Origin of the sequence: Sinorhizobium sojae CCBAU 05684 (genome assembly GCF_002288525.1) — a bacterium.
GTDB lineage: Bacteria > Pseudomonadota > Alphaproteobacteria > Rhizobiales > Rhizobiaceae > Sinorhizobium > Sinorhizobium sojae.
The window spans coordinates 1,648,663-1,672,327 of the sequence record NZ_CP023068.1 but is presented as its reverse complement, the minus strand read 5'-3'; the positions used below and the strand labels follow the sequence as shown (position 1 = coordinate 1,672,327).

Genomic DNA, 23,665 nt, shown 5'->3' with positions numbered 1-23,665 from the left:
CGGACCCGGCCGCGGGGACCTGGACCTCACGACAGTTCCGAGAGAGCCTCAACGCGGCGAACTCCATACCAGCCGCCGATCCAGGCCGCTACGGCTCCGAGGACCAGCGAAAAGAAGCCGAAGAAGGCGGCGGTCGAGACGACAGCCGCAGTCGTCGCCGCCATCTCGTGAGCCTGCTTACGGGCTGCCGCGACCGCCGTTCGGTAGGAGCGCTCATACGCCTCGACGCGCGCGCGTGCCTCCGTGACGGGAATGCTACGCGCCTGCGCGAGGGCATCGACGGCTCGGGCACGGGCGTGGTCGGTCTCCGCCTCATCGCTGGTGACGAGCATGCGCACCGCCGCCACGGTGGCGTCCCTCATCGCCGCCGGATCATTGCCGCCGATTCCATCGCGGATCCGGTACTCGATTTCGTCGAATGGGTCGGCGGCTATCGCAGGAGCGGAGGCGGCGATGCGCCCGCTCGCCGCGGACGAGAGGCCGCCCAGTGCTCCGCCGATCAACGCGCCGGCGGAGGTGGTCAACAGGTAGACGACGACCAGCGTCGTGACCGCCCACGACGTCAGGCCATGATAAACACCTGTCGTCGTGCCGGTGCGGCCCGACAGGCGGCTCGCCGCATAGCCGCCGGTAAAGCCCGCGATCACACCTGAAAACGCAAACCAGAGCCCGCTCGCGATCGCACCGGGCCCTGCATAAGCATCGCCACTCGGAGAGAAAGTGGCCGCGCCGATGCCGACGCCAAGCAGATGCAGGAGGAGCTGTACCGTCAGCGCCAGCGCCACGCCGGCGAAGACTGAGGCCCAGGAGATCCTGGTGGTCGCAACGAGCACCGACGGCTCGGTGTCGGTCCTCGGCGATGGCGTGTAAGCCGTTTCGTTCATCGATTGCTCCGACGATCACGCGTGGTGCCACAACCTTGCGCGGGCGAATTCGTTCCCCGCGTGGCGGACCGAGGGCAGTGGAAATCTCTTCACACCGATCAGCGATTCCTGCGCGATCGAAATTCAAGCTTGGCGGGCGACACCCGTGCTTGCCGGTGGCTGATCGATGAGAGAATGCAATTCGTCCTCGCTAATAGTCTCCCGTTCCAGAAGCAGCTTCGCCGACCGCTCCAGCAGCGGACGCCGCTCTTTCAACAGCGCCTCCGTCCGCTCGAAGGCACCGTCGACGATCCGGCGGACCTCCTCGTCAAGGATGGCGGCGGTCTTTTCCGAATAGTCGCGCTCGCTGGCGCCCTGATAGATGGGGTCGGGCGTCAGCAGCGAACGGCGATCTCGCTCCAGGGCGACGTGACCGAGCCGTTCCGTCATGCCGTAGCGCGCGACGATGGCGCGTGCGATGTCGGTCACCTTGACCAGATCGTCGGAAGCGCCCGTTGAAAGATGGCCGAAGACGATCCACTCGGCGGCGCGCCCGCCGAGCAGCACCGCCATCTTGTTCTCCAGTTCCTCCTTGGTCATCAGGAACCGGTCTTCCGTCGGCCTCTGGATCGTGTAGCCGAGCGAGCCGATGCCGCGCGGAATGATCGAGACCTTGTGCACGGGATCGACGCCCGGCAGTGCCATTGCGACGAGAGCGTGGCCCATTTCGTGATAGGCGACCACCTCGCGTTCTCGCGGATTGAGCAGCCGGTTGCGCTTCTCGAGTCCGGCGATGATGCGCTCGATGGCATTGTTGAAATCGTCCATGGTGACGGCGTCGGCATTGCGCCGGGTGGCAAGCAGGGCTGCCTCGTTGACCAGGTTGGCGAGATCGGCGCCAGTGAAGCCAGGCGTCAGTGCCGCGATTTTCTCCGGCTCGACGTCGGTAGCGAGCTTCGCCTTCCTCAGATGCACGTTGAGGATCTGCACGCGACCCTGCTTGTCGGGGCGGTCGACGAGAACCTGGCGGTCGAAGCGCCCGGCGCGCAGGAGCGCCGGATCAAGGATCTCCGGCCGGTTGGTCGCGGCGAGCAGCACAAGTCCGGTCGACGGATCGAAGCCGTCGAGTTCGACCAGCAACTGATTGAGCGTCTGTTCCTTCTCGTCGTGGCCGCCGGCCATCGGGCCGATGCCGCGCGCGCGGCCGAGCGCATCGAGCTCGTCGATGAAGATGATGGCCGGCGCTTTCGATCGGGCTTGCTCGAAGAGGTCGCGCACTCGGGCAGCCCCGACGCCGACAAACATCTCGACGAATTCCGAACCGGAAATGGAGAAGAATGGCACCCCGGCTTCACCGGCGACGGCTCTTGCCAACAGCGTCTTGCCGGTGCCGGGCGGGCCGACGAGAAGGATGCCCTTTGGCATCCGGCCTCCGAGGCGGCCATAGCCGCTTGGATCTTTCAAGAAGTCGATGATCTCCTTCAACTCGTCCTTGGCCTCGTCGACACCGGCGACGTCCTTGAAGGTCACGCCCGTGTTCGTCTGCACATAGACCTTTGCCTTCGACTTGCCGATCTGCATGAGGCCGCCGCCCATGCCCCCGGCCATGCGGCGCAGCATGAACATCCAGATGCCGATGAAGAGGACAACCGGAAGAATCCAGGACAAGAGGTCGCGCAGGAAAGTGCTCTCGACTTTGCCGGTGACGACGACTCCGCGTTCCTGCAACTGCTGGGCAATGTCAGGCTCGACGCGGGTGGTGATGAACATCGGCTTGCCGTCCTGCGGGGTCTTGAACGTGCCCTGGATATATTGGTCGGAGACGGCGACCTCGGAGATCTTGCCCTCTTCGAGATAGGTTTGAAACTCACTGTAAGGAATCTGCGCCACCTGCGTGGCGGTAGTGAAAATGTATTGAAACAGCATCAGGGCAAAGATGGCCGCGACCCAGTACCAGATATTGAACTTCATCTGCTTGTCCATTTCGCTGGCTCCTGGCTGGTGGCGCATCGGATCGGCCGGGAAAGCGGCATCGCCGTCCCATCCCGAAACGCGGCGGGATGGTGGCGGTTCCCGTCCAACGTCACTGAACGGCGTCACCTCCCAACGCTGGCACGAACCTGCTCTCCATTACAATCGACTGGACCGAAGGCGAGCGCGGTCCCCGCTGGCTCCTTCCGCCTATTCGCAGTCCCTCATCGATTTACCAGCCAGAGGATCACCGAAAGAAGGACGCTGAGGAGCAGCCCTGTGGTGATCGGGACGTAAAACGTGAAATTGCCGCGTTCGATCATGATGTCGCCAGGCAGCCGACCAAGACCGATGCGCGAAAGCCACGGCCAGAGAAGACCGACAGCGAGGATGACGAGACCGACGATGATCAAAAGCCGCGACATGATGGCCATCCTACCGCACTCTGGCCGGCAATTTCTACGGCCCAGGAGCGAGGTAGGGCTATGCCGTCTCCGGCCACGTCAAGGCGTTCCGGGCGCGAACCTCTGTCCTTACGGTAGTCATGAGCATGACGCCGAGCAGGCAATAGGCGCCCATGGCCGCAATCTGCCAGGAATAGGGCACGCCCGCATCGATGAGAAAGCCCGTGATCCCGGGTCCCATTGCCGTGCCGAACACCATCAGCGCGACAATAATTGCGCGAATGCTGCCCAGATACTTGACGCCGTAAATCTCCGGCCACAGCGCGCCGAATAGGGTCGTCGAAGAACCAAGGGATGCCCCGAGCAGTGCCATGAAGACGAAGGCGCTCCATTGCGCGTCGACAAAAGCAAGGACGAAGCAGGCGGCCGCGAGCGGCAGGAGGTAGAAGGGCAGAATGGCGACCGCTGAGTAACGGTCCACCAGGTAGCCGGTCGCGAGCGATGAGACGACAGTCATCGACGATGAAACGATAAAGGCGCTCGCGAATATCTCGATCGACCATTGGCGCAGTTCCACGAGATAGACCTGGTGGAAGAAGATGGTGGTCGCGATGAAGCCCGGCGCAAGCACGCCGGAAAGCGCCAGCCAGAAGGTCGTATCGCGCAAGACCTCCGACCGCGACCAGTCCCGGACCGCGAACCGGCGTTCTGGCCCATCATCGGCGCTGGGCGTCCGTTCGACCCGCAGAAGCAAATAGATGGCCGGAAGGCCGACGAAGAGAATGGCAAGGGACGAGAAAAGCCAGGTGTTTCGCCAGCCGACAAGGGGTGCGAGCGCGACGAAGGCTAGCGGGAACAGGGCCTCGCCCGCCTGGTTCCCGAGGCTTGCGAGAGAGATCGCACGGCCGCGCTGCGCGGAAAACCACCGCGCCATCGCCGTCATGGCATTGTGGGTCATCATGCCCTGGCCGAACAGCCGCAGGAGGTAGATGGTGGCAAACAGCCAATACCCATCGTAAGCATATCCCATCGAGATCGTTGCGATCGCCAGAAGTGGCAGCGTCAGCAGAAGGACGTCGCGGGACCGCACATGATCCACGATCCGCCCGAGCTGAGGGAGGGTCAAAGCGCTGAGGAGGGTCGCGCCCATATAGAGGCTGCCAAAAGCGCCGTGACTGAGGTCGTATTCCCGGCGGATATCGCCTGCGGACAGCGATATGAAGAACGTCTGCCCGAACGAGGAGAAAAAGCAGAGCAGGAACCCGCCCGCCAGCCATCGGCAGTTTTTCACGAGGAAGGTCGTATATGGCATGCCGGGCGTCCCGTTTTGCGAATGCGGGCGTTCGCAGAGGCGCGCCCCGCAGGCGCGCCGGCGCGGATGCTGGAGAACCATTCGCGTTTGTAGCTGGCAATTGTCAATTTCATGGTATTCTTCGCAAAAGTAGCACACCCAGGCCGGCGGGGTGGTCCGGCATGTCTTGGTTTGATGCTGTTGCGTCGTCTGGCGGATCGGCGGCCAGAAGAGCCACCCGGAGTTTCACCGGGGCCGGGGTGCATGCCGCCATATAGGAAACAGGCCGGCCGGAAGCAACGGTCTATTGTGCAGTGCGGCAATTTACATCCGTGCCGTCCCAGAATGCCAGCTTATGTGTTCGTCGGCCTAAATGGACCGTGCCGCAATAAAATCGTGCCATTCCCCCTCGCTTCCATGGAAGACGTTGAGGTCGATCCTGCCGTCGACGCCGCGTGAAAGGCCGGATCCCGAATATTGCCAGAAGAGCCACTTGCGGCCGGGATAGACCTTGGAGGGGTGCGCGGCGACCGAACGCAGCCAGAAGGGATAGTTTGGAAAGGCGCCCTCGAGATTGTCGCGATAGAAGTCCGGCGCGGTGTAGATGATCGGCCGTTGACCGTAGTGCCGCTCCAGCTTGTCCATGAAGACCTGCATCTTCTCCCGCACGCGCGCGGGTGACGGACGCCGCTTACAGCTCGATTCGCCGTTCCACTCGACATCGATCACCGGCGGCAGGGCATCGGGCGCGCGCGGTACATTGCGGATGAACCAGTCGGCCTGCTCCCCGGCAGTCCGGCACCAGTAAAAGAAGTGATAGGCACCGCGCTTCAGACCGGCCGCCTGGGCGCGGCGCCAGTTCTTCTTGAACATCGGGTCGAGATGGTCGCCACCATCGGTCGCCTTGATGTAAGCGAAGTTCGCGCCCTGCGTCCGCAGTTTCGCCCAGTCGATATCGCCCTGCCAACGCGACACGTCGACGCCGTGGACGGCGAGCTTGTGCGGCGATCTCCTGCCGAAGTTGATCGGCTTGGCATCCCGGAAACGGTGGCCGTACACGTGCGTACGCGGAGCCGCGCCGCTTGCGGGATTTTCCGGCGCGACAAATGCGATCGGCCGTTCAATCGGGACGGGCATGCCGGCTTCCCGTTCCATGGGCGCGAAGGCCTGCGGCTCCGAAACCGGCCCGGCCCAGGCGAGTGCTTCCTGCGATTCGGGAGGCGTGGCTGCAGGTCCGACCGCGGTGGCGGGAACGGGTGCAGCCGGTCGGATGACGGAACTGGTGGTTTCACCGGAAGGCCGTGGCGCAAGCACGCTCTCCGGGCTGGAACTCGATGCGCAGCCCGCGAGCGTCAGGCAGGCGACGAAGAGTGCTGGCGCGGTTGGAAAACGCATTGGGAACCCGTACGCAAAACGATTGTCGACGGTGGAGTGCGACGCCGTCGCACCCCACGAAAGGCAAATCCTAACGGGAACTTACCAAGAAAGATTGAATCCGATATTAACGGCGGCCGGTTTCAGCCGCCGGCGGAGCGTTGAACCGGACACCTGGGGGGCTCTGCTCACAGGGGCGCGACCCACACTGTCGCCTCTCAATGAATCTCGGGTTCCGGCAGCTTATGCGGCGATTGGAGGAAGGTGAAGTCGCAGCCGTCCGGGGCCTGCTGTATGTGTTCCGCATGCATCTTCAAATAGCCGCGCGAATAATCGCGCTCAGGTGGTGTCCACGATGCAAGGCGGCGCTCGATCTCCGCCGGATCGACCTCGAGCGTGAGCGAGCGCCTCGCGACGTCGAGAGCGATGATGTCGCCGTTGCGCACCGCGGCGAGCGGTCCGCCGACATAAGCTTCCGGCGCCACATGCAGGATGCAGGCGCCATAGCTGGTGCCGCTCATGCGGGCGTCGGAGATACGCACCATGTCGCGCACGCCCTGCTTCAGGAGCTTTTTCGGGATCGGCAGCATGCCCCATTCGGGCATGCCCGGCCCACCGACCGGGCCAGCATTGCGCAGGATCATAACGGTTTCGGCGGTGACGTCGAGATCCTCGTCATTCACCGCCCGCATCATGGAATCGTAATCGTCGAAGACGAGCGCCGGCCCTCGGTGATCGAGGAGCGACGGGTCTGCGGCGGCTGGCTTCATCACACAGCCGTCCGGCGCCAGGTTGCCCCTGAGGATCGCCGTCCCGCCGCGCGCCGCGACCGGTTCTTCGAGCGGCCGGATCACGTCCGGCAGATGAACTTGTGCCTGATCCAGAGCCTCGCCGATCGTGCCGATGACGTTGCGCTCCTGCCGATGAAGCAGCGGCTCCAGACGCTTCCAGAGTGCGAGCAATCCGCCGGCGTAATAGAAGTCCTCCATCAGAAAGCTGCCCGTCGGCCGGACATTGCAGAGCACCGGCACCTTTTCGGATATGCGGTCGAAGTCTTCGAGCGTCAGGCGGATGCCGCAACGTCGCGCCATTGCAATCAGGTGGATCATGGCATTCGTCGAGCCCGCCATCGCCATATGCACGACCAGCGCATTCTCGAAGGCCCTGGCTGTCAGGATGTCCGACGGCTTGAGGTCGTCGAACACCATCTCGACGATGCGTACGCCGGAAAGCGCGGCCATTCGTGAATGGCCGGCATCCGCAGCCGGGATGGCGGAAGCGCCGGGCAGGCAGAGCCCCAGCGTATCGGCAAGCGCCGTCATCGTCGAAGCGGTGCCCATGGTCATGCAGGTACCGAAGGAGCGGGCGATGCCACGCTCCATTTCGTTCCACTCGAGTTCGCTGATGAGGCCGGCCTCCTTTTCCGCCCAATACTTCCAGACGTCCGAGCCGGAACCGAGCGCCTGTCCGCGATAGTTGCCGCGCAGCATCGGCCCGGCCGGAACGAAGATCGTCGGCAGATCGACCTGTATGGCGCCCATGATGGTTGCAGGCGTGGTCTTGTCGCAACCGGCGAGCAGAACCACGCCGTCGACCGGATGCGAGCGGATGATCTCCTCCACCTCCATGGCAAGGAAATTGCGATAGAGCATCGTCGTCGGCTTCACATAGGTTTCGGCAAGCGACATCACCGGCAACTCAACCGGGAAGCCGCCCGCTTGCCAGACGCCGCGCTTGACCTCCTCGGCCCGGGCACGCAAATGCGCGTGGCATGGATTGATGTCGCTCCAGCTATTGATAACCGCAATGACAGGTTTGCCGGCAATCTCCTGTCGTTCATAGCCCATCTGGTAGAGGCGGGAGCGGTGGCCGAAGGAACGCAGGTCCTCCGCGCCGAACCAGCGAAAGCTTCTAAAGTCTTCTGGGGACTTGCGTTTGGCCATCGGCGCCTCCTTTGCATTCCCGATCGGCTCGGCTAAATTGGGCCTGTTCAGAAAAGTGACAGGCGAGACCAAGCGATTGAATGATGTAATGTTGAAGCTGAAGCCGGCGCGGCGCGAACGTCTTGCCGATGTTCTTTATGGTCAGATCCTCGAGCAGATCACCAGCGGTGAACTTGTCGAGGGTGCGAAGCTGCCGTCCGAAGCCCGGATCTGCCGCGACTTCCAGGTTTCCCGGCCGGTCGTGCGCGAAGCCCTGATGCGGCTCCAGGCGGATGGTCTGGTCGTGTCGCGCCAGGGGGTAGGCACTTTCGTGAAGTCGCGCCCCTCCACAAGGCTCACCGATTTTGCCGTTTCGGCGGAGATCGCAAGCTACCTCAGAGCCTTCGAGCCACGGCTCGCGCTCGAGACCGAAAGCGCCGGGCTTGCCGCAATGCGGCGCACCAGGGCCCAACTCAATCAGATCGGCCATGCGCTGTCGGCGCTTGAAAGCGCCTTTTCCCGCGGCGAGACGGGCTGGGAGGAGGATTTCGCCTTCCATCTCGCCGTGGCCGAAGCCGCGGGAAACGAGCTCTTTCCGCGCCTGCTTGAGGAATTGCAGGACATCCTCGCCGGTTCGATGCGCATGGCGCTGAGCCTTACGCAACAGGGCTCGGATGAACGGCGCCGCCGTGTGCTTGAGGAACACCGCAAGATCTTCGCGGCAATCTCGAGCCAGAACGCCGATCTCGCGCGGCTCTACATGCGCCATCATTTGACAGAGTCGCGCGCCCGGATCACGGGAACCCACGGCGATCTCTAGGTCGTATGGCCACGTCTTGGTCGCGGGGGGTGAGCCTAGGGTCATTTCAGCCATTCACCGCGAGCGCTCCGGCTGTGCCGGTCGCCGCTTCGCTCCTCGCCTTCAGGGCCCGCGCTGCTTTGGCGATGGCGTCGAGCCGTTCGGGGCCGTCAAGGTTGGAAAGGAATTCGCCGATCGGTCCCGTTTCGCAGATTCCGGCAAGCCGGACCGCTTCATGCAGAACGCGGATCGGCGAATGCTTGTCGCGCAGGTCTTCGAGCGGCAGGAAAAGCTCGCGAATGCCCCTCGCATCGGCAAATCGGTTTTCGCGGCAGGCCGCAAGGATCGCCGTCGAAAGGTGCGGAGCGATGCAGACCGAACCGGATGTGAAGCCTGCAAGACCCAACTCCAGATGGTCGATTGCCGGGCGTTCGCCGATGCCGCTGACGATGTGCTCGCCGGAGCCGACGGCATCGAGGATGGCCGCAAGGTAGGGATCGTTCTTCGGATCCCGACGTACGACGGCGTATTTCACGGCGGCGATCGCACCGTCGCGGAAGAGGCGCGCAATATCGGCGGCGTCGAGAAAGCCGTCATTCTTGACATAGGCGATCAGCGGCCGCGCGCTGATATCGGCAAGTCGCGCGATGCCCGAGGCAAGCCCCGCGGGAGTAGCCGGAAAAGCGAGCGGCAGCAGCATTGCGGTGGGGAAGGCCCGATTGCGCAGCATCGCGGCCTGTTCAGCCGCCTTGCCGAAATCGGCGCCGATCGAGGGAACCATCCAGCCATCGACCGGTGCGATCGCCTCGAGCATGTCCAGCAGGTGACCGAAGGCGGCGACGCCGAAATTATAGAGATTGGCGTTGCCGCCATAGAGATAGGTGGTGACGCCTCCGGAGCGCAGCCAATCCACTTGCCTTCGGTTCTCCGCCTCGCTCGGCTCGCCGTGCTGGTTCCGCGCCAGCGGCGGCACGGAGAGGACGGAAGCGCTGAGGTCGGAGACATCTACCGGGCTCGTCTTCATGGAAATCTCCTTTGCAAGTTTCTTGTATTGTTAGTTTACAAGTTGAGCTAGAGCAAGTGCGATGTTAGGAGAGAAAGTGGGCCGAAATCGACCGACAATCGCTTAATCTCATCGGCTTTGCTGCAGAGAATCCCCTCATATCCGGAGAGAACATGTCTAATGATCTAACATTTGAATGCGTTCTGGACCTGCGCTGTGCGGTGGCCGAAAGTCCGGTCTACGACGATCGCCGCAACTGCCTCTTCTTCGTCGATATCGGCCGAAGCGCGGTCCACCGTGCGGATCTTTCCGGCGGCAATCACGTTGCATGGACCTGCGAGAACGGCGCCTGCAGCCTTGGACTGGCGCAATCCGGCTGTCTCATTGTCGCCGGACGCGATCGCGTCGTTTTGTTCGATCCGGACAGCGGCGCTATCGTCCGCCAGATCGCCGCGATCGAACCGGAAAGGCCGGACACTCGGCTGAATGACGGCAAGGTCGGGCCGGATGGCGCCTTCTGGGTCGGGACCATGCATGACGTCACCGCTGAACGGCGGCCGGTCGCATCGCTCTATCGTGTTTTGCCGAGCGGCGCAGTCGAGCGAAAGGTACAGGAGATCATCTGTTCCAACGGCCTTGCCTGGAGCGCTGACGGCTCCGTCCTGTTCCATTCCGATTCCCGCGCCCCTTGGATCGACCGCTGGCGGTTCGAACCCGAGACGGGCGCGATGTCGGGCCGCCGGCGGATCGCCGTTCCTGACGAGACAACCGGACGGCCGGACGGGGCGGCGATCGATGTCGAGGGCAACTACTGGAGCGCCGGGGTTTCTGCGGGTGTGCTCAACTGCTTCACCGCCGAAGGCCGATTGGTGAAGGCGCAGCCGGTTCCGGTATCGGCGCCAACAATGCCCTGCTTTGCAGGGCCGGAGCTCAAGATTCTCTTCGTCACATCGCTACGTCCGGCCGGCATCCGAGAAGAGAGCCGGGCCGGCGGCATTTTCGCCGCGCGCAGTCCTGTCGCCGGCGTCCCCATCCGGCGCTTCGACGATCGCCGGCTCTGAGCGTCGATGGCTGCGCGTAGGCTCACGGAAGGGACCGAGAGCGAACTGCCTGCCGATCAGGGAACTGCACCTCGGCAGGCCCAGGCGATATTCGCAAATGACCTCGGTCCGTCGGCTCGGCCGGCTTGGTAGGCGTCGCGTACGGCGGCATCGACGCGCGCCCGCTCCGAGGCGTCAAGATTGATCACATATTTGCCGAGCGGCCCTTCGCCCGCGGCAACCGGCGCCCAGTAGTCGTCGAAACTTTGGTAGTCCATGCGGATCATCAGCTGAGTTTCCTCAACGCCCGAAAGGCCCTGCTCGACGAAGGTCCGCTTCATTTCGCCCGGCTGCATCATCGGCTGCCAACAATAGCGCTCCCGCAGCTGGCGCCCGCCTTCGCTGAGTGCCGCTACTGTATCGACCATCATGCGCATGCCGGGCATGCCGCCGAAGTGATCCCATACGGCTGCCGCGACCACGCCGCCCGGCCGGGCGACCCGGCACATTTCGGCGACAGCCCGGCCGGCCTCCGGCACGAAATGGAGCACAAGCAGCGCCAGGGCGCGGTCGAACGTGCCATCATCGAAGGGCAAGGCACAGGCATCCGCCTGCCGGATTTTTATGCGCCGGTCGCTGTTGCGCCGCGCTGCCGCCTCGACGAAGACGGGCGAATAATCGACGGCGGCGATCTCGGCGAGGTCCGCAGTCTCGGCGAGCGCGAAGGTCAGGCTGCCGGTGCCGCAGCCCACATCAAGGACCTTTTCGCCGTCGGCAAGTCCTGCGAAATCGATGAACAGCGGCGCGAGCCTGCTGCTCCATCGGCCCATGAGCTGCTCATAGCCGGCCGCGTCGTGGACATTGAAACTTGAGGTCATCGTAGCCTCCATGCGCTCGCGCGTATGCTAGTCCTGTAAGTGCCGTCTGCCAATAACTCTGGCTGCCAAGGAGCGGGCAAAGCATTTACTTGCCATGGGATGACTTTGCCCTCGGACGGCAGGTAAGCTAGTGCAGGTGCCGCAGCTTGTCCGGATTTCGCACGATATAGACCGCGGTGACCTTGCCGTCCTCGATTTCGAGTGCGGTCGTCTGGAATTCACCGTCGGCTTCCAGTGTGATGAAGCCGGGCAGGCCGTTGATGAAGCCGGTCCGAACGAGTTTCGAGCCATGCACCTTGAACAGCGTGGCGAGATGCGTCTGCACTTTCATCACTTCATCGAAGCCGATCAGCGGTCGCAATGCAGCTGAGCGCTTGCCGCCGCCGTCGGCATGGACACTGACGTCGGCCGCCAGCATCGCGCCGAGGGCTTTCATGTCGCCGCTGCGCGAGGCGGCGAAGAAGGCCGCGGCGAGCTCGAGTCCGCGCTCCTTCTCGACACGGAAGCGCGGCCGCGCCTCGCGGACGTGGGTGCGCGCGCGGGTCGCCAACTGGCGGCAGGCAGCTGGGTCGCGCCGGATGGTTGCGGCGACCTCATCGAAGCCCAGTCCGAATACGTCATGCAGCAGGAAGGCTGCACGTTCGAGTGGCGAGAGGCGTTCAAGCGCAAGCATCAGCGGCAAGGTGACGTCGTCCTCCTCCTGCTCCTCAACGATCGGATCGGGAAGCCAGGGGCCGATATAGGTCTCGCGCTGGCGGCGCGCTGATTTGAGCTGATCGAGGCAAAGCCGGGTGACAGTGCGACGCAGGAAGGCCTCGGGCTCGCGCACGGCGGTGCGGTCGGCCCCCATCCAGCGGATGAAGGCCTCCTGCACCATGTCCTCGGCGTCGGCCACGGAACCCAGCATGCGATAGGCAACGCGGATCAGCTTTGGACGCAGCGGGTCGAAACTCGCCGCTGCGTCGTTGTTCGCCGCGCCTGCCATTAGGCGACCGCCTTGGCGGCGGTCTTTGCTGCCAGAGCCGAATCGACCCACAGACCGAATCCGATCGCAATGCGGTTCCAGCCATTGATGACATTGATCATGAGCGTGAGCTTCACCTGCTCCTCTTCGCTGAACTGATCCTTTAAGGTCTGATAGGCACTCTCATGCGCATGTCCTTCCGAAAGGCGCGTCAGCGCTTCCGTCCAGGCGAGCGCGGCGCGTTCGCGATCGGTATAGCAGGGCGCCTCGCGCCAGGCCGAAAGCAGGTAGATTCGCTGTTCGGTCTCACCTTTAGCACGCGCCTCGACAGTATGCATGTTTATGCAATTGGCGCAGCCGTTGATCTGCGACGCGCGGATCTTGACGAGTTCGATGAGGGACGGTTCTAGGCTTGAAGCGACGGCGACCGAGGTGCCGGCCCAGCTCTTCATGAGGGAAGGTGCAGCGGTAAATGGATCGAGTTTGGCGGTCATGATTTGCTTTCCTCTTGTTGGTTACGCCATCATGACGAGACAGGACCTGCCGTTGTGACATCCGCACGGATTTTTTCCGTCATCGCGGCCGGGCTTATCCTATCTGCGCTGCTCGATCCAATTCGCGCAGGCTATTTTCGGGATAATCTACGCTGTGAGGCACCGGTAACCCGGCGCCTGCACAGCTGGCGTGGTTCGATGACTTGCAGCGTCCTTGTACGTCCGTAAGGACGCGCGGACGCCACAAGTCATTAAAGGGCTTGTGGCGCGGTGGCACCGGCCGATGGATCAGGCGGCCTGCCTGTGCAGGCTTAGAGCCTCCTCGAGCGTGACCTCGCCCATGAAGCCGCCGCTGGATTCAGCCGCTTCGCCGCGCTCGATGGCATGGGCGAAGCGTACCCCCGGATCGTTCTCCAGCTTTTCGTAGAGCCGCTGGACCGAGGGATAGTCTCTGCGGTCGAGAACGTCGTGATAGTTCGTCCATCGTGCAATACCAATGAAGTAGGCATCGGCCAGGCTGCGCTGGTCGCCCAGCAGCCAGTCCTTTCCTTCAATCATTCTCTCGAGATGGGCGTGGACCTTGGCGAGGCTGGAGGCGCCGTAAGCACGCAGCGCATCCTTCGCGGCCCCCGGCATATCGTGTTCCAGCGCGTACCACAAAGGCGCAAAGCCACTGAACAGGCTGGTATTGAGGTATGCCAGGATCTGATTGAGACGATCGAACTCGGCGGTGCCTTGCGGGAAGCCCAGCCGCTTACCGATGCCGCGTGCCCCGAGATGATTGAGGATGGCCATGCTCTCGGTGATGACCGTGCCATCGTCGGTCATCAGCGACGGCGTCTCCGCGACCGGGTTGACGCGCCGATAAGCCTCGCTCGTGACATCGCCCGGCATGTCGATGCGCGACAGGCGGTACGGTTCGCCGAGCCATTCCAGAGCCACGATCGAGCCGAACGAGCAGCCCGAGGGGACACCGTAGAAGAGGGTGGGTTCCATTTTAGTCTCCATGCTTTAGGTCGGGCATCGCTTAGGCCCTTGACGGCTCGAACCATAGCTTATGTAGACTTTGCAGCTGTAGTGGGTAAGATCGCACCTTAAAGTCTACCAATATGGACGTTGGAGCTATGTTGAACCTCAATGACCTTCAATTATTCGTACGTGCGGTGGACAGCGGCGGTTTTACCGCGGCCGCCCGCATGATCGGCGCACCAAAATCGACCATCAGCAAGCGAGTGGCCGAACTGGAGGTCGAGCTCGGCGCTCGGCTCATTCACCGAACATCCCGCAGCTTCACCCTGACGGAGGTGGGGCGGGAGTTCTATGAACATGCGCGGGCCGCTCTCATCGAGGCTGAAGCAGCCGAAGAGGTCGTGCGGCGGCGGTTGGCAGAGCCGGCCGGCAGGGTCAGGATTACGACTTCGGTGCCGGTTGCGCAGTTCCAGCTTGCCGAACGGCTCGCGGCGCTGACGAGGGAATATCCCAGGATACATCTGGACATTCACGTCACCGATCGTTTCGTCGATCTCATCCACGAAGGCTTCGACATCGCGATCCGGAGCCACATGGCGCCCCTGCCCGACTCCGGGCTGATGCAAAGACGCATGTCGGTCGAGCGGATCATTCTCGTCGCATCGCGCGACTACGTGTCAGAGCACGGCACGCCACAGTCTCCGCTGGAGCTTGCGGACCACACCGGCGTCAATGCGGGGCCGAGCTCAAACGTTTGGCGCCTTCGCAGCGAGACGGGAGAAGAGGCGCGGGTTTCTCCGCGCGCCTGCCTCAGCGCCGATGAGGCGGGGGTATTGCTGCGGGCCGCAAGAGCGGGCCTCGGAATAGTCCGTCTGCCGGAGACGATCGCGAGTCCAGATCTTGACCGGGGCGAACTGGTCCATCTGCTACCGGACTGGACGGAAGGAACGATCACCACGACGATCCTGACGCCGCACCGGCGCGGGCAATTGCCCGCAGTCCGCGCGGTCGTCGACTTTTTGACGAAAACCTGACCTGTCCATGGGCAGGAGCGCGCCGTTGAAGTTGATCGAGGAAGCGAAACGTCGCCAACCAAGGTTCCGCGGCGAATAGCAAAGCGTCGTTGTAGGCAGCCCAGCTGCCTCTACATCGCTTTGCCGTCCCCGCCGAACACGTGGCAGCGGCCAGGATCGAAATAGACCGGGAGATTGGTGCCGCGCTCCACTTTCTGTTGGCCGTCGAGTGCGACCGTGATCTGCTGGTTGTCCGGTGTGATGCCGTAGAGCATCGTCTCGCCGCCGAGATTTTCCACGAGCTCGATGTTGATCGTGGCAAGCTCGAGGCCGCTGTCGCGCGCGGAGAGATGCTCCGGCCGGATGCCGAAGCTGACCTCTTCGCCGGGCATCGCATTCAACCGGCGGGGCAGGCGGATGGTGCCGCCGCAGACCTCGATTGCCGTTTCCGCTTCGGCAACAGCGGCGATGCGTGCCTTGAGGAAGTTCATCTTCGGGCTGCCGATGAACCCGGCGACGAAGCGATTGACAGGATTGTTGTAGAGGTCGAGCGGTGCGCCGACCTGTTCGATGCGGCCGGAATTCAGGACCACGATCTTGTCTGCCATGGTCATGGCTTCCACCTGGTCGTGGGTCACGTAGATCATGGTGTTGCCGAGATCACGGTGAAGGCGCGAGATCTCGACCCGCATCTGAACGCGCAGTTCCGCGTCGAGGTTGGACAGCGGTTCGTCGAAGAGGAAGATGCGCGGCTCGCGCACGATCGCGCGGCCGATCGCAACGCGCTGGCGCTGGCCGCCGGAAAGCGCCTTTGGTTTGCGCTCGAGTAGCTTCTCGATCTGCAGGATCTCGGCGGCGCGGCGCACCTTCGGTTCGATCTCCGCTCTCTTGTAACCGGCGGTTTCGAGACCGAAGGCGAGGTTTTTGTAGACCGACATATGCGGGTAGAGCGCATAGGATTGGAACACCATGGCGATTCCGCGCTTGGCCGGCGCCACCTCGTTCATCCGGTCGTTGTCGAGGAGCAGCGTTCCGCCGGAAATCTCCTCAAGCCCGGCAATCATGCGCAAGAGGGTCGACTTGCCGCAGCCGGACGGTCCGACGAAGACGGCGAATTCGCCGGGGTCGATCGTCAGGTCGATGCCGTGGATCACGTCAAGGGCGCCGTAGCGCTTTTCGACCTTTTGAAGAACGACGCTGGTTGCCATTTGCAAATCCTCCCTGCGGCTTCGCCGCCTACATCATTGCGGGATGGGGCGGAAACCGCCTCTTCTATCCCGCTCTATCTCGTCCTCGCGCGCCAGGTGGCATATTTGGGGCTCTCCGGTCCGACCGGCAGGGCTATCTCCTCTCCGCTGTCAGAGGACTGATAAATGGCGGTGACAAGCTCGATCGCCCGCCTTGCGTCTTTGGTCGTGACCGGGAGCGGCCCCTTGCCGCACAGGAAATCATGGAAGTGCGCCATCTGGGTGGTAAACCGCGGGGCGACCGGCTGCCAATCGCCGATCACCTCGTCGATCCTTGCCTGAACGGCATCGTTTGCGGCGATGATCTTCCAGGGGTCCTTGCCAGGGGTGTAAGCGCCATGGCTGCTTTCGAAGGTGACGTTCTCGAAGTGCAGTCGCAGCCGGCTGATCTGCTCCTGCGAACCGAGCGTGCAGGAAAGCGACACCAAGGCGCCGTTCTGCATAAGAAGGCTCGCCGATGCGCAATCCTCGACCTCGATGTCGTTGACCCGCGTCGCCACCCGCCCAAAGACCTTTGCGACGGGGCCCATGAGGTTCAGCATCATGTCGTGCAGGTGCAGCGCATGCGTCACCAGCACCCCGCCAAGCTCCGTCTCCCATTTGCCGCGCCAGGGGACCGAGTAATATTCGCCGGTGCGCAGCCAGAAGGTCTCGACCGACCCGACATAGGGCTTGCCCGCTATGCCGGCCTCGACGATCCGTTTCGCCTTCTCGATGCCGTCGCCATAGCGATACTGAAAGATCGGCATCAGTGCGCCGCGCGCATGCTTTTCCGCCTCGATGATCCGGTCGACGCCTTTCAGCGATCCGGTCAGCGGCTTCTCACAGACCACATGTTTGCCGGCGGCGAGCGCATCGAGGACCTGTTCCAGGTGAAGGCCGGGCGGGGTGCAGATATCGATGATGTCGATGCTCTCGTCGGCCAGCAGCTCCTTGAACGAGGTTGTGCGCTGCTCGATGCCGAACTCGTCACCAATGGTCTGCAGCCGCTCCTCGTTCAGGTCGCATATGGCCTTGACGCGGAATCTGTCCGGGTGGGGTACGTAGCCCTCGACGATATGCGATCGTCCGATGCCGCAGCCTATGACGGCGACTGTTTTCACGCTCATGTCAGCTCTTTTCCTCGGTTCGCTCTGCGATCGCCTGCGCTTGAAGGGCCAGCTCCATGGCCTTGAAGCAGCGGTCCTGCGGCATTGCGGTTTCGGTTCTGTCTCGAATATCGGCAATGAGCTGCCGGCCGAAGGGCAGCTCGATGTCGGCGCAGTCGATATGCTCGACGCCCTTTCGGTTGGCGAGAAGCAGGTGGTTACCGCCCGCACGCCCGGCAAGATCGACAGTCTTGCGAACCTCGATAGTGCCGGTGGTGCCGACGATGAAAAGCCGGCCGTCGCCCCAGGTCGGCATGCCGTCAGGGGTCAGCCAGTTCACATGGATCATGCCGGTGGCGCGCCCCGTCGAGAGGTGGACATTGCCCGTGTCCTGCAGCTCCGGCGCGTCGGGAACGCTGCGATTGCCGACGCTTGCCGACAGGATGGTCGCGTCACTGGCCTGCGTGAAGAAGAGGAACTGCTCGCACTGGTGCGAGGCGATGTCGGCGAGGATGCCGCCATAGTCGGACCGGCGGAAGAACCAGTCTGGTCGGGTCTCCTTGCGCAGCCGGTGCGGCCCGAGGCCGACGAGATGCACGACCTCCCCGATCGCGCCGGCGGCAACGAGCTCTCCCGCTTTCACCGTTGCCGGGCTCTCGAAATGCTCGGAATAGAGGATCGAGAAGATCCGGCCCGTCTCGGCCTGCGCCCGGCGAACCTTGGCGAGCTGGTCGATGCTCGTCATTCCGGGCTTGTCGACGAGCACGTCCTTGCCGTGACGCATGGCGCTGATCGCGAGCTCCGCCCGCTGCGATGAAACTGCGGCAGACGTGATGAGGCCGATGCTTTCATCCTCGAGGATCTGCTCGAGCGTGGCGATGCGGGGCGCGTCGCCATAGGCGGCAGTGAACTCCGCCGCCAGTGCATCGTCCCTCTCATGGAAGCCGACGAGCTTGGCGCCGGCACGAAGCAGGCAATTCACCTGCCCGTAGATATGGTTATGGTTGAGGCCGACGGCGGCGAAGCGCAATTCGGTCATGGGGGTCCCTCTCCGTCGCTAGCGCTTCATGCCGGTGGTGGCGATGCCTTCGATAAGAAGGCGCTGGAAGAACAGGAAGAAGAAGAACACCGGCACGAGCGACAGCGTCGACATGGCGAAGAGGCCGCCCCAGTCGGAGGTGCTGCTCGAGTCCACGAAGGTCCGGAGGCCGAGTTGGATCGTGTAGGTGTTCATGTCGTTCAGGTAGATCAGCGGTCCGAAGAAATCGTCCCAGGTCCAGATGAAGGAGAAGATCGCGGCCGTCGCCAGGACCGGCAGTGACAGCGGCAGCATGATCTTCCAGTAGATTCTCCAGGGGCCGCAGCCGTCCATCATCGCTGCCTCGTCGAGCTCGCGCGGAATGCCGCGGAAGAACTGCACCATCAGGAAGATGAAGAAGGCGTCGCTTGCGAGAAACTTCGGTACTACCAGCGGCAGGATCGTGTTGACCCAGCCGAGGTCGAGGAAGAGCACATATTGCGGGATGAGCGTCACGTGATAGGGGATCATCAACGTCCCCAACATGATCGCGAACCAGAAATTGCGTCCGGCAAAGCGCAGCCGGGCAAACGCATAGGCCGCAAGCGAACAGGCGATCACGTTGCCGATCACCGTTAGGACGGCGATGACGAGCGAATTCCAGAAGAAGCGCCCGAAACTGACGTCGAGCCCGAACCAGCCGCGTATATAGGAGGAAATATCCACCGCGGACGGCCAGAGCGAAGTGGATGAAAAGATCTCGTCTTCCGGCCTGACCGAAGCCGAGACCATCCACAGCAGCGGATAGAGCATGGCGATCGACGCGGCGATGAGAGCCGTATGGACGAGCAGCGAAGCGAGAGGTCCGCGGCGGCCGATCGTTGCCGGAGGCGGTGCCGTTCCCGTGCTCATGGTCGCATCAGTCATCGTAGTGCACCCAGTAACGTGAGGTCAGGAACGAGAAGGCCGTGAACAGGCCAATGATCAGCACGAGGATCCAGGCGAGCGCCGAAGCGTAACCCATACGGAAATTGCCGAAGGCTTCCTGGTAGAGATAGAGCGTGTAGAAGAGCGTCGAATTGATCGGGCCGCCGGTGCCGCCGGAGATGATGAACGCCGGTGTGAAGGCTTTGAAGGCCTCGATCGTCTGCACCACCGCGTTGAAGAAGATGACGGGGGTGAGCAGGGGCAGAGTGATCTTGTAGAACTGCCGGAACTTCGATGCCCCATCGAGGCTGGCGGCTTCGTACATATCCGTCGGGATCTGGCGAAGGCCCGCAAGAAAGATGATCATCGGCGAGCCGAACTGCCAGACGCTCAAGACCACGAGCGTCCAGAGCGAATAGTCCGGATGGGATATCCAGCTTGGACCCTCGATGCCGAATTGCGCGAGCAGGCTGTTTATCAGCCCGTCGCCGGCAAAGAGTTGACGCCAGAGGACGGCGATGGCGACGCTGCCGCCGAGCAGCGACGGCAGATAGAAGATCGCGCGATAGACCGTAAGCCCCTTGATACCGCGATTGAGAAGAATGGCCACCAGGAGCGCGAAGGCGAGTTTGAAGGGCACCGAAAGGACGACATAGAGAAAGGTGACCTTGATTGCCGCGGCGAATTTCGGGTCGGCCGTGGCGATGCGGACGTAATTGGCCGTCCCGACCCACTCCGAAGAGCGGATCAGGTCGAAATTCGTGAAGGAGAGATAGAAGGATGCGACGGCAGGCCCAAGCGTCAGCCCGAAGAAGCCGACGAGCCATGGCAACAGGAACATGTAGCCGGCGCCATGTTTCGTCCAGATGCTGGCCAAGCGGCCCTGAGCGGTCGGGCGCGCATTGGCGCCCGCACCGACGGCTACGGTGGAATCCTGCACGGCGGCCATGTCCTTCAGCCTCGCGACAGGATCTGAGAGACCTCGTTCACCAGCGTCTCGCCGCCCTGCTTCGCATCGAGCTGGCCGAAGCCCACCTGCTCGGCAACGGTACGCAGCGCGAATTCCGCTTCGCCGGCGCCGGAGGGCGGCGGCGGCGGCAGGGCGCCGGCAAGCGCGCCAAGTCCGGACACATAGTCGAGCATGGCGCGGCCGAGTTCGTCGAGTGTCGGCGCCAGTTGCTCCCGCACGGCTGCGGACTCCGGTACGCCCCGCTCGACGCCAAGGATCTCGGCGGCCTTGGGATCTTTGACGAAGAAGTTGACGTATTTCGCTCCGAGCTCCGGATCCTGGGTCTGCGCCGAAACCGAGAAGAACATCGACGGCTTGCGATAATGTCCGCCCTTGGCATCCTTGCCGATCAGCGGAAAGTTGTTGAGCGCCAGCTTGTCCTTGTTGACGCCCTGGTAGGCGACGAACTGGTTGGAATGGGCATAGGAGGCTGCCGCCTTGCCGAGCGACAACGGACTCGTCTCGACGGTGTACTGGTCGAGGGCCTGAATGTCGGGCGGCACGCAGGCCTCAGCCTCGCGCATGGCAGTCCACATGGCGAACCACTCGGCGGCATCGTTGGCGTCATAGGCGATCTTGCCGTCCGCGGTGAAGAGCGCTTTGCCGCGCTGGCGCAGCCAGTTCTCGAAGAGCGGCTCGACACCGCTGCCGTCGGCGATGCCGTAGAAGCCCTTGCGCTTGCCGGCTTTGGTGATCTCGGCGCCGATGCGCGCCATGTCGTCCCAGGTGGTGTTGGGCGTCGGCAGATCGACGCCGGCCTCCTCGAAGGCGACGGCATTGACCATCATCGCCGCCGAGTTCGCGCCGAGGCTGATGCCGTAGAGTTTGCCGTCTACGCTTCCACCCTCGATCTGCACCTTGTCGAAATCCTCGACGTTCAGCGTCGAGCCGAGATAATCGTCGAGTGGAGCGAGTGCACCGCGCCGCGCATATTCGACGATGTAGCGATAGTCCATCTGGATGACGTCCGGCGCGTTGCGCCCGGCGACCTGGGTCGCAAGGCGCGGCCAGTAGTCACTCCAGCCCAGGAACTCTCCGTTGATCGAGACTCCCTGATTTTCGGACTGAAAGAGCTGATTGACCTTGTTTGTGCGGTCGGCGCGGGCCTGCGAGCCCCACCAGAGCACCCGCAGGCGGCCTTCTTGCGAAAGCGCGCTCGAAGCGAGCATGGAATAGGAAAGAAGTGCCGCCCCTCCCGCGAGCAAGTTCCGTCTCGTCATGCGCATTGTCATTGTTCCTCCTCCCTCGGGAGCGCCTCCACAACGTTCCGCTCGTGGTTTCGTTACATCGTCCTCTTGCATTAAATAACTAATTGGTTACAAATTATGAGCAGACAGCGACGCTGTCAAGCAGTTGTGCGGCGAAGTGTCGTTATCTTGTAAGAAAAAATTACAACATCGCATCGGGTGCCTCCGGGTGGGGATGCGGGAGGCGTGTGATGGACAAGGTGCAGTCGAGCGGCCGGGGCAAAAAAGGCAGTAGCGGCGGAGCGGCGGAGCGCTCGGCGCAGCGCGATCCCGAGCGGACGCGCGCCTCCATTCTTGCGGCGGCAACCAAGGAGTTTGCGGAAAACGGCATCGGCGGCGCGCGTGTCGATGCCATCGCCGAGCGGGCGGGCACGAACAAGCGAATGCTCTATCATTACTTCGGCGACAAGGAGCAGCTCTATCTCGCCGTGCTCGAGGAGGCCTATATCGGCATCCGCACGGCAGAAAAATCATTGCATTTCAGCGACGTGGATCCAGAGCAGGGCGTCGCGGAGCTCGCTATGTTCACCTGGCGCTACTTCCTCGACCATCCGGAATTCCTGAGCCTGCTCGGCACGGAGAACCTGCATCGCGCCCGTTGGCTCCGGCAGTCGACGCGGCTCAAGGAGCTGCATTCGAATTTCATCGACAAGCTCGCCGAGTTGCTCGACCGCGGCAAGGCGAAGGGGCTTTTCCGCACGGACATCGACCCGCTGAATGTCTATCTGACGATTGCTGCGCTCGGCTATTTTTACCTCTCGAACCAGTATACGCTCGCTACGATTTTCGGCCGAGACCTCGCGGACGGGGCCAGTCTCGAGGCCTGGAAGCGGCATATCGTGCACGTGACGCTGTCATCGATCCGCCGCTGAATTGCTGACATGTCGTTTTTTATGTTGACAAGTACGCTGTCCCTCTGCCACAAAGTAACCGTTTAGTTACTGGCTCGGGAGGGCTGGTCCACTTCCGAAAAGGTCTGGCAGGGAGGAGATCGCATGCCGCGTTTGGGGATTATTCTGCACGGCGTTACTGGCCGCATGGGCTATAACCAGCATCTGGTGCGCTCCATTCTGGCGATCCGCGATCGGGGCGGCGTCACGCTTGCTTCCGGGGAACGGTTGGAGATCGATCCGATCATCGTCGGCCGCAACCCTGACAAGATCGGACAGTTGGCGAAGCGGCACAACATTCAACGGTGGTCGAGCGATCTCGACGCGGTGCTTGCCGATCCGGAGAACCAGATATTCTTCGATGCCGGCACGACGCTGATGCGCGCCGAGCTGATCGGCCGGGCGCTAGACGCCGGCAAGCATGTCTATTGCGAGAAGCCGATCTCGGATGATCTCAAAACGGCGGTGAAGCTTGCGCGCAAGGCCCGCGCTTCGGGTCTGAAGCACGGGGTGGTGCAGGACAAGCTGTTCCTGCCCGGACTGCGCAAGCTGGCCCTTCTCAGGGATTCGGGGTTCTTCGGCAAGATCCTCTCGGTGCGGGGCGAATTCGGCTACTGGGTGTTCGAGGGCGATTGGGGCGTGCCCGCACAGCGCCCCTCCTGGAACTACCGCAAAAAGGACGGCGGCGGCATCATCCTCGACATGCTCTGCCACTGGCGCTACGTGCTCGACAACCTCTTCGGCGAGGTGAAGTCCGTCTCCTGCCTTGGTGCGACCCATATCCCGACCCGAATCGACGAGCAGGGCGGCGCCTATGATTGCGATACCGACGACGCCGCCTATGCGACGTTCGAGCTCGAGGGCGGCGTGATCGCCCAGATCAATTCCTCCTGGGCGGTTCGCGTGCGTCGCGACGATCTCGTCACCTTCCAGGTCGACGGCACGCACGGTTCGGCGGTCGCAGGCCTCACCAAATGCTGGACCCAGCACCGCGTCAATACGCCGAAGCCGGTCTGGAACCCGGATCAGCCGCAGACGATCGATTTCTACAAGACCTGGGACGAAGTGCCGGACACGCAAGACTTCGACAACGGCTTCAAGTCGCAATGGGAGATGTTCCTGCGCCATGTGGCCGAGGATGGCCCATGGCCCTATGGGCTGGAAGCGGGCGCCAAGGGTGTGCAGCTTGCCGAGCTGGGGCTGAAATCCTGGTCCGAGCGCCGCTGGCTCGACGTTCCGGAACTGGAGTTCTGA

The 23,665-nt window shown here is 62.8% G+C and carries 22 protein-coding genes and 1 other annotated feature; of the genes, 5 read left to right on the top strand and 17 right to left on the bottom strand.

The features are described 5' to 3' along the window. Nucleotides 1-26: 26 nt before the first annotated feature. The 6 genes from SJ05684_RS25480 to araD form a co-directional block, all read right to left on the bottom strand. Nucleotides 27-884, bottom strand: coding sequence for a hypothetical protein (locus SJ05684_RS25480; RefSeq protein ID WP_034856743.1), 858 nt, complete (start codon nucleotides 882-884; stop codon nucleotides 27-29). Nucleotides 885-1,007: 123 nt separating this feature from the next. Beyond that, nucleotides 1,008-2,846: an ATP-dependent zinc metalloprotease FtsH gene (gene ftsH / locus SJ05684_RS25475; protein WP_034856741.1), complete on the bottom strand. Its 1,839-nt coding sequence runs from the start codon at nucleotides 2,844-2,846 to the stop codon at nucleotides 1,008-1,010. A 212-nt stretch (nucleotides 2,847-3,058) separates the two neighbouring features. Then, nucleotides 3,059-3,259: a DUF2905 domain-containing protein gene (locus SJ05684_RS25470; RefSeq protein ID WP_034856830.1), complete on the bottom strand. Its 201-nt coding sequence runs from the start codon at nucleotides 3,257-3,259 to the stop codon at nucleotides 3,059-3,061. A 58-nt stretch (nucleotides 3,260-3,317) separates the two neighbouring features. Then, entirely contained in the window at nucleotides 3,318-4,550 is a 1,233-nt protein-coding gene (locus SJ05684_RS25465) for an MFS transporter (protein ID WP_034856809.1), read from the bottom strand. Between the two features lie 183 nt (nucleotides 4,551-4,733). Continuing rightward, nucleotides 4,734-4,789 (bottom strand) — a sequence feature (sul1 is cis-regulatory element that is thought to sense ions involved in sulfur or methionine metabolism; They are found in Alphaproteobacteria). Between the two features lie 109 nt (nucleotides 4,790-4,898). After that, nucleotides 4,899-5,924, bottom strand: a complete 1,026-nt coding sequence (locus SJ05684_RS25460; protein WP_034856739.1) for a glycoside hydrolase family 25 protein — start codon at nucleotides 5,922-5,924, stop codon at nucleotides 4,899-4,901. Between the two features lie 197 nt (nucleotides 5,925-6,121). Further along, the gene (araD, locus tag SJ05684_RS25455; RefSeq protein ID WP_034856737.1) at nucleotides 6,122-7,846 is read right to left on the bottom strand and encodes an L-arabinonate dehydratase; all 1,725 of its coding nucleotides are present in this window, start codon (nucleotides 7,844-7,846) and stop codon (nucleotides 6,122-6,124) included. Between the two features lie 76 nt (nucleotides 7,847-7,922). Between araD and SJ05684_RS25450 the strand changes: the two genes are divergently transcribed. Continuing rightward, nucleotides 7,923-8,645 carry a FadR/GntR family transcriptional regulator gene (locus SJ05684_RS25450; protein WP_034856735.1) on the top strand — a complete coding sequence of 241 codons (723 nt, stop codon included), beginning with the start codon at nucleotides 7,923-7,925 and terminating at the stop codon, nucleotides 8,643-8,645. A 46-nt stretch (nucleotides 8,646-8,691) separates the two neighbouring features. Here SJ05684_RS25450 and SJ05684_RS25445 read toward each other — a convergent pair whose 3' ends face one another. Continuing rightward, a complete protein-coding gene (locus SJ05684_RS25445) occupies nucleotides 8,692-9,648 on the bottom strand; it encodes a dihydrodipicolinate synthase family protein (protein WP_034856733.1) in 957 nt (318 codons plus the stop codon). Nucleotides 9,649-9,800: 152 nt separating this feature from the next. Between SJ05684_RS25445 and SJ05684_RS25440 the strand changes: the two genes are divergently transcribed. Next, nucleotides 9,801-10,688 (top strand): SMP-30/gluconolactonase/LRE family protein, encoded by an 888-nt coding sequence (locus tag SJ05684_RS25440; protein ID WP_034856731.1) that lies wholly within the window; start codon nucleotides 9,801-9,803, stop codon nucleotides 10,686-10,688. 56 nt (nucleotides 10,689-10,744) lie between these two features. Here the strand turns inward: SJ05684_RS25440 and SJ05684_RS25435 are convergent, their stop codons facing one another. The 4 genes from SJ05684_RS25435 to SJ05684_RS25420 form a co-directional block, all read right to left on the bottom strand. Further along, a complete protein-coding gene (locus tag SJ05684_RS25435) occupies nucleotides 10,745-11,545 on the bottom strand; it encodes a class I SAM-dependent methyltransferase (RefSeq protein ID WP_034856729.1) in 801 nt (266 codons plus the stop codon). Between the two features lie 127 nt (nucleotides 11,546-11,672). Then, nucleotides 11,673-12,530 carry a sigma-70 family RNA polymerase sigma factor gene (locus SJ05684_RS25430; protein ID WP_034856727.1) on the bottom strand — a complete coding sequence of 286 codons (858 nt, stop codon included), beginning with the start codon at nucleotides 12,528-12,530 and terminating at the stop codon, nucleotides 11,673-11,675. Then, complete coding sequence (locus SJ05684_RS25425; protein WP_034856725.1) at nucleotides 12,530-13,003, bottom strand: carboxymuconolactone decarboxylase family protein; 474 nt, start codon at nucleotides 13,001-13,003, stop codon at nucleotides 12,530-12,532. The genes SJ05684_RS25430 and SJ05684_RS25425 overlap by 1 nt, the downstream gene beginning before the upstream one ends. 288 nt (nucleotides 13,004-13,291) lie before the next feature. Next, nucleotides 13,292-13,999: a glutathione S-transferase family protein gene (locus tag SJ05684_RS25420; RefSeq protein WP_034856723.1), complete on the bottom strand. Its 708-nt coding sequence runs from the start codon at nucleotides 13,997-13,999 to the stop codon at nucleotides 13,292-13,294. Between the two features lie 128 nt (nucleotides 14,000-14,127). Here SJ05684_RS25420 and SJ05684_RS25415 point away from each other — a divergent pair, with 128 nt between their 5' ends. Then, entirely contained in the window at nucleotides 14,128-15,006 is an 879-nt protein-coding gene (locus tag SJ05684_RS25415; RefSeq protein ID WP_034856721.1) for a LysR family transcriptional regulator, read from the top strand. Nucleotides 15,007-15,116: 110 nt separating this feature from the next. On the opposite strand, the gene SJ05684_RS25410 is transcribed toward SJ05684_RS25415, so the two are convergent. The 6 genes from SJ05684_RS25410 to SJ05684_RS25385 form a co-directional block, all read right to left on the bottom strand. Then, on the bottom strand, nucleotides 15,117-16,193 hold the full coding sequence (locus SJ05684_RS25410; RefSeq protein WP_034856719.1) for an ABC transporter ATP-binding protein: 1,077 nt from the start codon (nucleotides 16,191-16,193) through the stop codon (nucleotides 15,117-15,119). 74 nt (nucleotides 16,194-16,267) lie between these two features. Then, complete coding sequence (locus SJ05684_RS25405; protein WP_034856717.1) at nucleotides 16,268-17,341, bottom strand: Gfo/Idh/MocA family protein; 1,074 nt, start codon at nucleotides 17,339-17,341, stop codon at nucleotides 16,268-16,270. Nucleotide 17,342: 1 nt separating this feature from the next. After that, nucleotides 17,343-18,359 (bottom strand): Gfo/Idh/MocA family protein, encoded by a 1,017-nt coding sequence (locus tag SJ05684_RS25400; RefSeq protein WP_034856715.1) that lies wholly within the window; start codon nucleotides 18,357-18,359, stop codon nucleotides 17,343-17,345. Nucleotides 18,360-18,377: 18 nt separating this feature from the next. Continuing rightward, complete coding sequence (locus SJ05684_RS25395; RefSeq protein WP_034856713.1) at nucleotides 18,378-19,265, bottom strand: carbohydrate ABC transporter permease; 888 nt, start codon at nucleotides 19,263-19,265, stop codon at nucleotides 18,378-18,380. Beyond that, nucleotides 19,258-20,214, bottom strand: a complete 957-nt coding sequence (locus SJ05684_RS25390; protein ID WP_095694383.1) for a carbohydrate ABC transporter permease — start codon at nucleotides 20,212-20,214, stop codon at nucleotides 19,258-19,260. The genes SJ05684_RS25395 and SJ05684_RS25390 overlap by 8 nt, the downstream gene beginning before the upstream one ends. Before the next feature lie 5 nt (nucleotides 20,215-20,219). Then, nucleotides 20,220-21,506 (bottom strand): ABC transporter substrate-binding protein, encoded by a 1,287-nt coding sequence (locus SJ05684_RS25385; RefSeq protein WP_034856710.1) that lies wholly within the window; start codon nucleotides 21,504-21,506, stop codon nucleotides 20,220-20,222. Nucleotides 21,507-21,712: 206 nt separating this feature from the next. Between SJ05684_RS25385 and SJ05684_RS25380 the strand changes: the two genes are divergently transcribed. Beyond that, on the top strand, nucleotides 21,713-22,393 hold the full coding sequence (locus SJ05684_RS25380) for a TetR/AcrR family transcriptional regulator (RefSeq protein ID WP_034856708.1): 681 nt from the start codon (nucleotides 21,713-21,715) through the stop codon (nucleotides 22,391-22,393). A gap of 123 nt (nucleotides 22,394-22,516) precedes the next feature. Continuing rightward, on the top strand, nucleotides 22,517-23,665 hold the full coding sequence (locus tag SJ05684_RS25375; protein WP_034856706.1) for a Gfo/Idh/MocA family protein: 1,149 nt from the start codon (nucleotides 22,517-22,519) through the stop codon (nucleotides 23,663-23,665).

Bases quoted from the DNA above. Each gene is read 5' to 3' on its own strand.
- SJ05684_RS25480 (WP_034856743.1), bottom strand. From the start codon at position 884: ATGAACGAAACGGCTTACACGCCATCGCCGAGGACCGACACCGAGCCG.
- ftsH (WP_034856741.1), bottom strand. From the start codon at position 2,846: ATGGACAAGCAGATGAAGTTCAATATCTGGTACTGGGTCGCGGCCATC.
- SJ05684_RS25470 (WP_034856830.1), bottom strand. From the start codon at position 3,259: ATGTCGCGGCTTTTGATCATCGTCGGTCTCGTCATCCTCGCTGTCGGT.
- SJ05684_RS25465 (WP_034856809.1), bottom strand. From the start codon at position 4,550: ATGCCATATACGACCTTCCTCGTGAAAAACTGCCGATGGCTGGCGGGC.
- SJ05684_RS25460 (WP_034856739.1), bottom strand. From the start codon at position 5,924: ATGCGTTTTCCAACCGCGCCAGCACTCTTCGTCGCCTGCCTGACGCTC.
- araD (WP_034856737.1), bottom strand. From the start codon at position 7,846: ATGGCCAAACGCAAGTCCCCAGAAGACTTTAGAAGCTTTCGCTGGTTC.
- SJ05684_RS25445 (WP_034856733.1), bottom strand. From the start codon at position 9,648: ATGAAGACGAGCCCGGTAGATGTCTCCGACCTCAGCGCTTCCGTCCTC.
- SJ05684_RS25440 (WP_034856731.1), top strand. From the start codon at position 9,801: ATGTCTAATGATCTAACATTTGAATGCGTTCTGGACCTGCGCTGTGCG.
- SJ05684_RS25435 (WP_034856729.1), bottom strand. From the start codon at position 11,545: ATGACCTCAAGTTTCAATGTCCACGACGCGGCCGGCTATGAGCAGCTC.
- SJ05684_RS25430 (WP_034856727.1), bottom strand. From the start codon at position 12,530: ATGGCAGGCGCGGCGAACAACGACGCAGCGGCGAGTTTCGACCCGCTG.
- SJ05684_RS25425 (WP_034856725.1), bottom strand. From the start codon at position 13,003: ATGACCGCCAAACTCGATCCATTTACCGCTGCACCTTCCCTCATGAAG.
- SJ05684_RS25420 (WP_034856723.1), bottom strand. From the start codon at position 13,999: ATGGAACCCACCCTCTTCTACGGTGTCCCCTCGGGCTGCTCGTTCGGC.
- SJ05684_RS25415 (WP_034856721.1), top strand. From the start codon at position 14,128: ATGTTGAACCTCAATGACCTTCAATTATTCGTACGTGCGGTGGACAGC.
- SJ05684_RS25410 (WP_034856719.1), bottom strand. From the start codon at position 16,193: ATGGCAACCAGCGTCGTTCTTCAAAAGGTCGAAAAGCGCTACGGCGCC.
- SJ05684_RS25405 (WP_034856717.1), bottom strand. From the start codon at position 17,341: ATGAGCGTGAAAACAGTCGCCGTCATAGGCTGCGGCATCGGACGATCG.
- SJ05684_RS25400 (WP_034856715.1), bottom strand. From the start codon at position 18,359: ATGACCGAATTGCGCTTCGCCGCCGTCGGCCTCAACCATAACCATATC.
- SJ05684_RS25395 (WP_034856713.1), bottom strand. From the start codon at position 19,265: ATGACTGATGCGACCATGAGCACGGGAACGGCACCGCCTCCGGCAACG.
- SJ05684_RS25390 (WP_095694383.1), bottom strand. From the start codon at position 20,214: ATGGCCGCCGTGCAGGATTCCACCGTAGCCGTCGGTGCGGGCGCCAAT.
- SJ05684_RS25385 (WP_034856710.1), bottom strand. From the start codon at position 21,506: ATGACAATGCGCATGACGAGACGGAACTTGCTCGCGGGAGGGGCGGCA.
- SJ05684_RS25380 (WP_034856708.1), top strand. From the start codon at position 21,713: ATGGACAAGGTGCAGTCGAGCGGCCGGGGCAAAAAAGGCAGTAGCGGC.
- SJ05684_RS25375 (WP_034856706.1), top strand. From the start codon at position 22,517: ATGCCGCGTTTGGGGATTATTCTGCACGGCGTTACTGGCCGCATGGGC.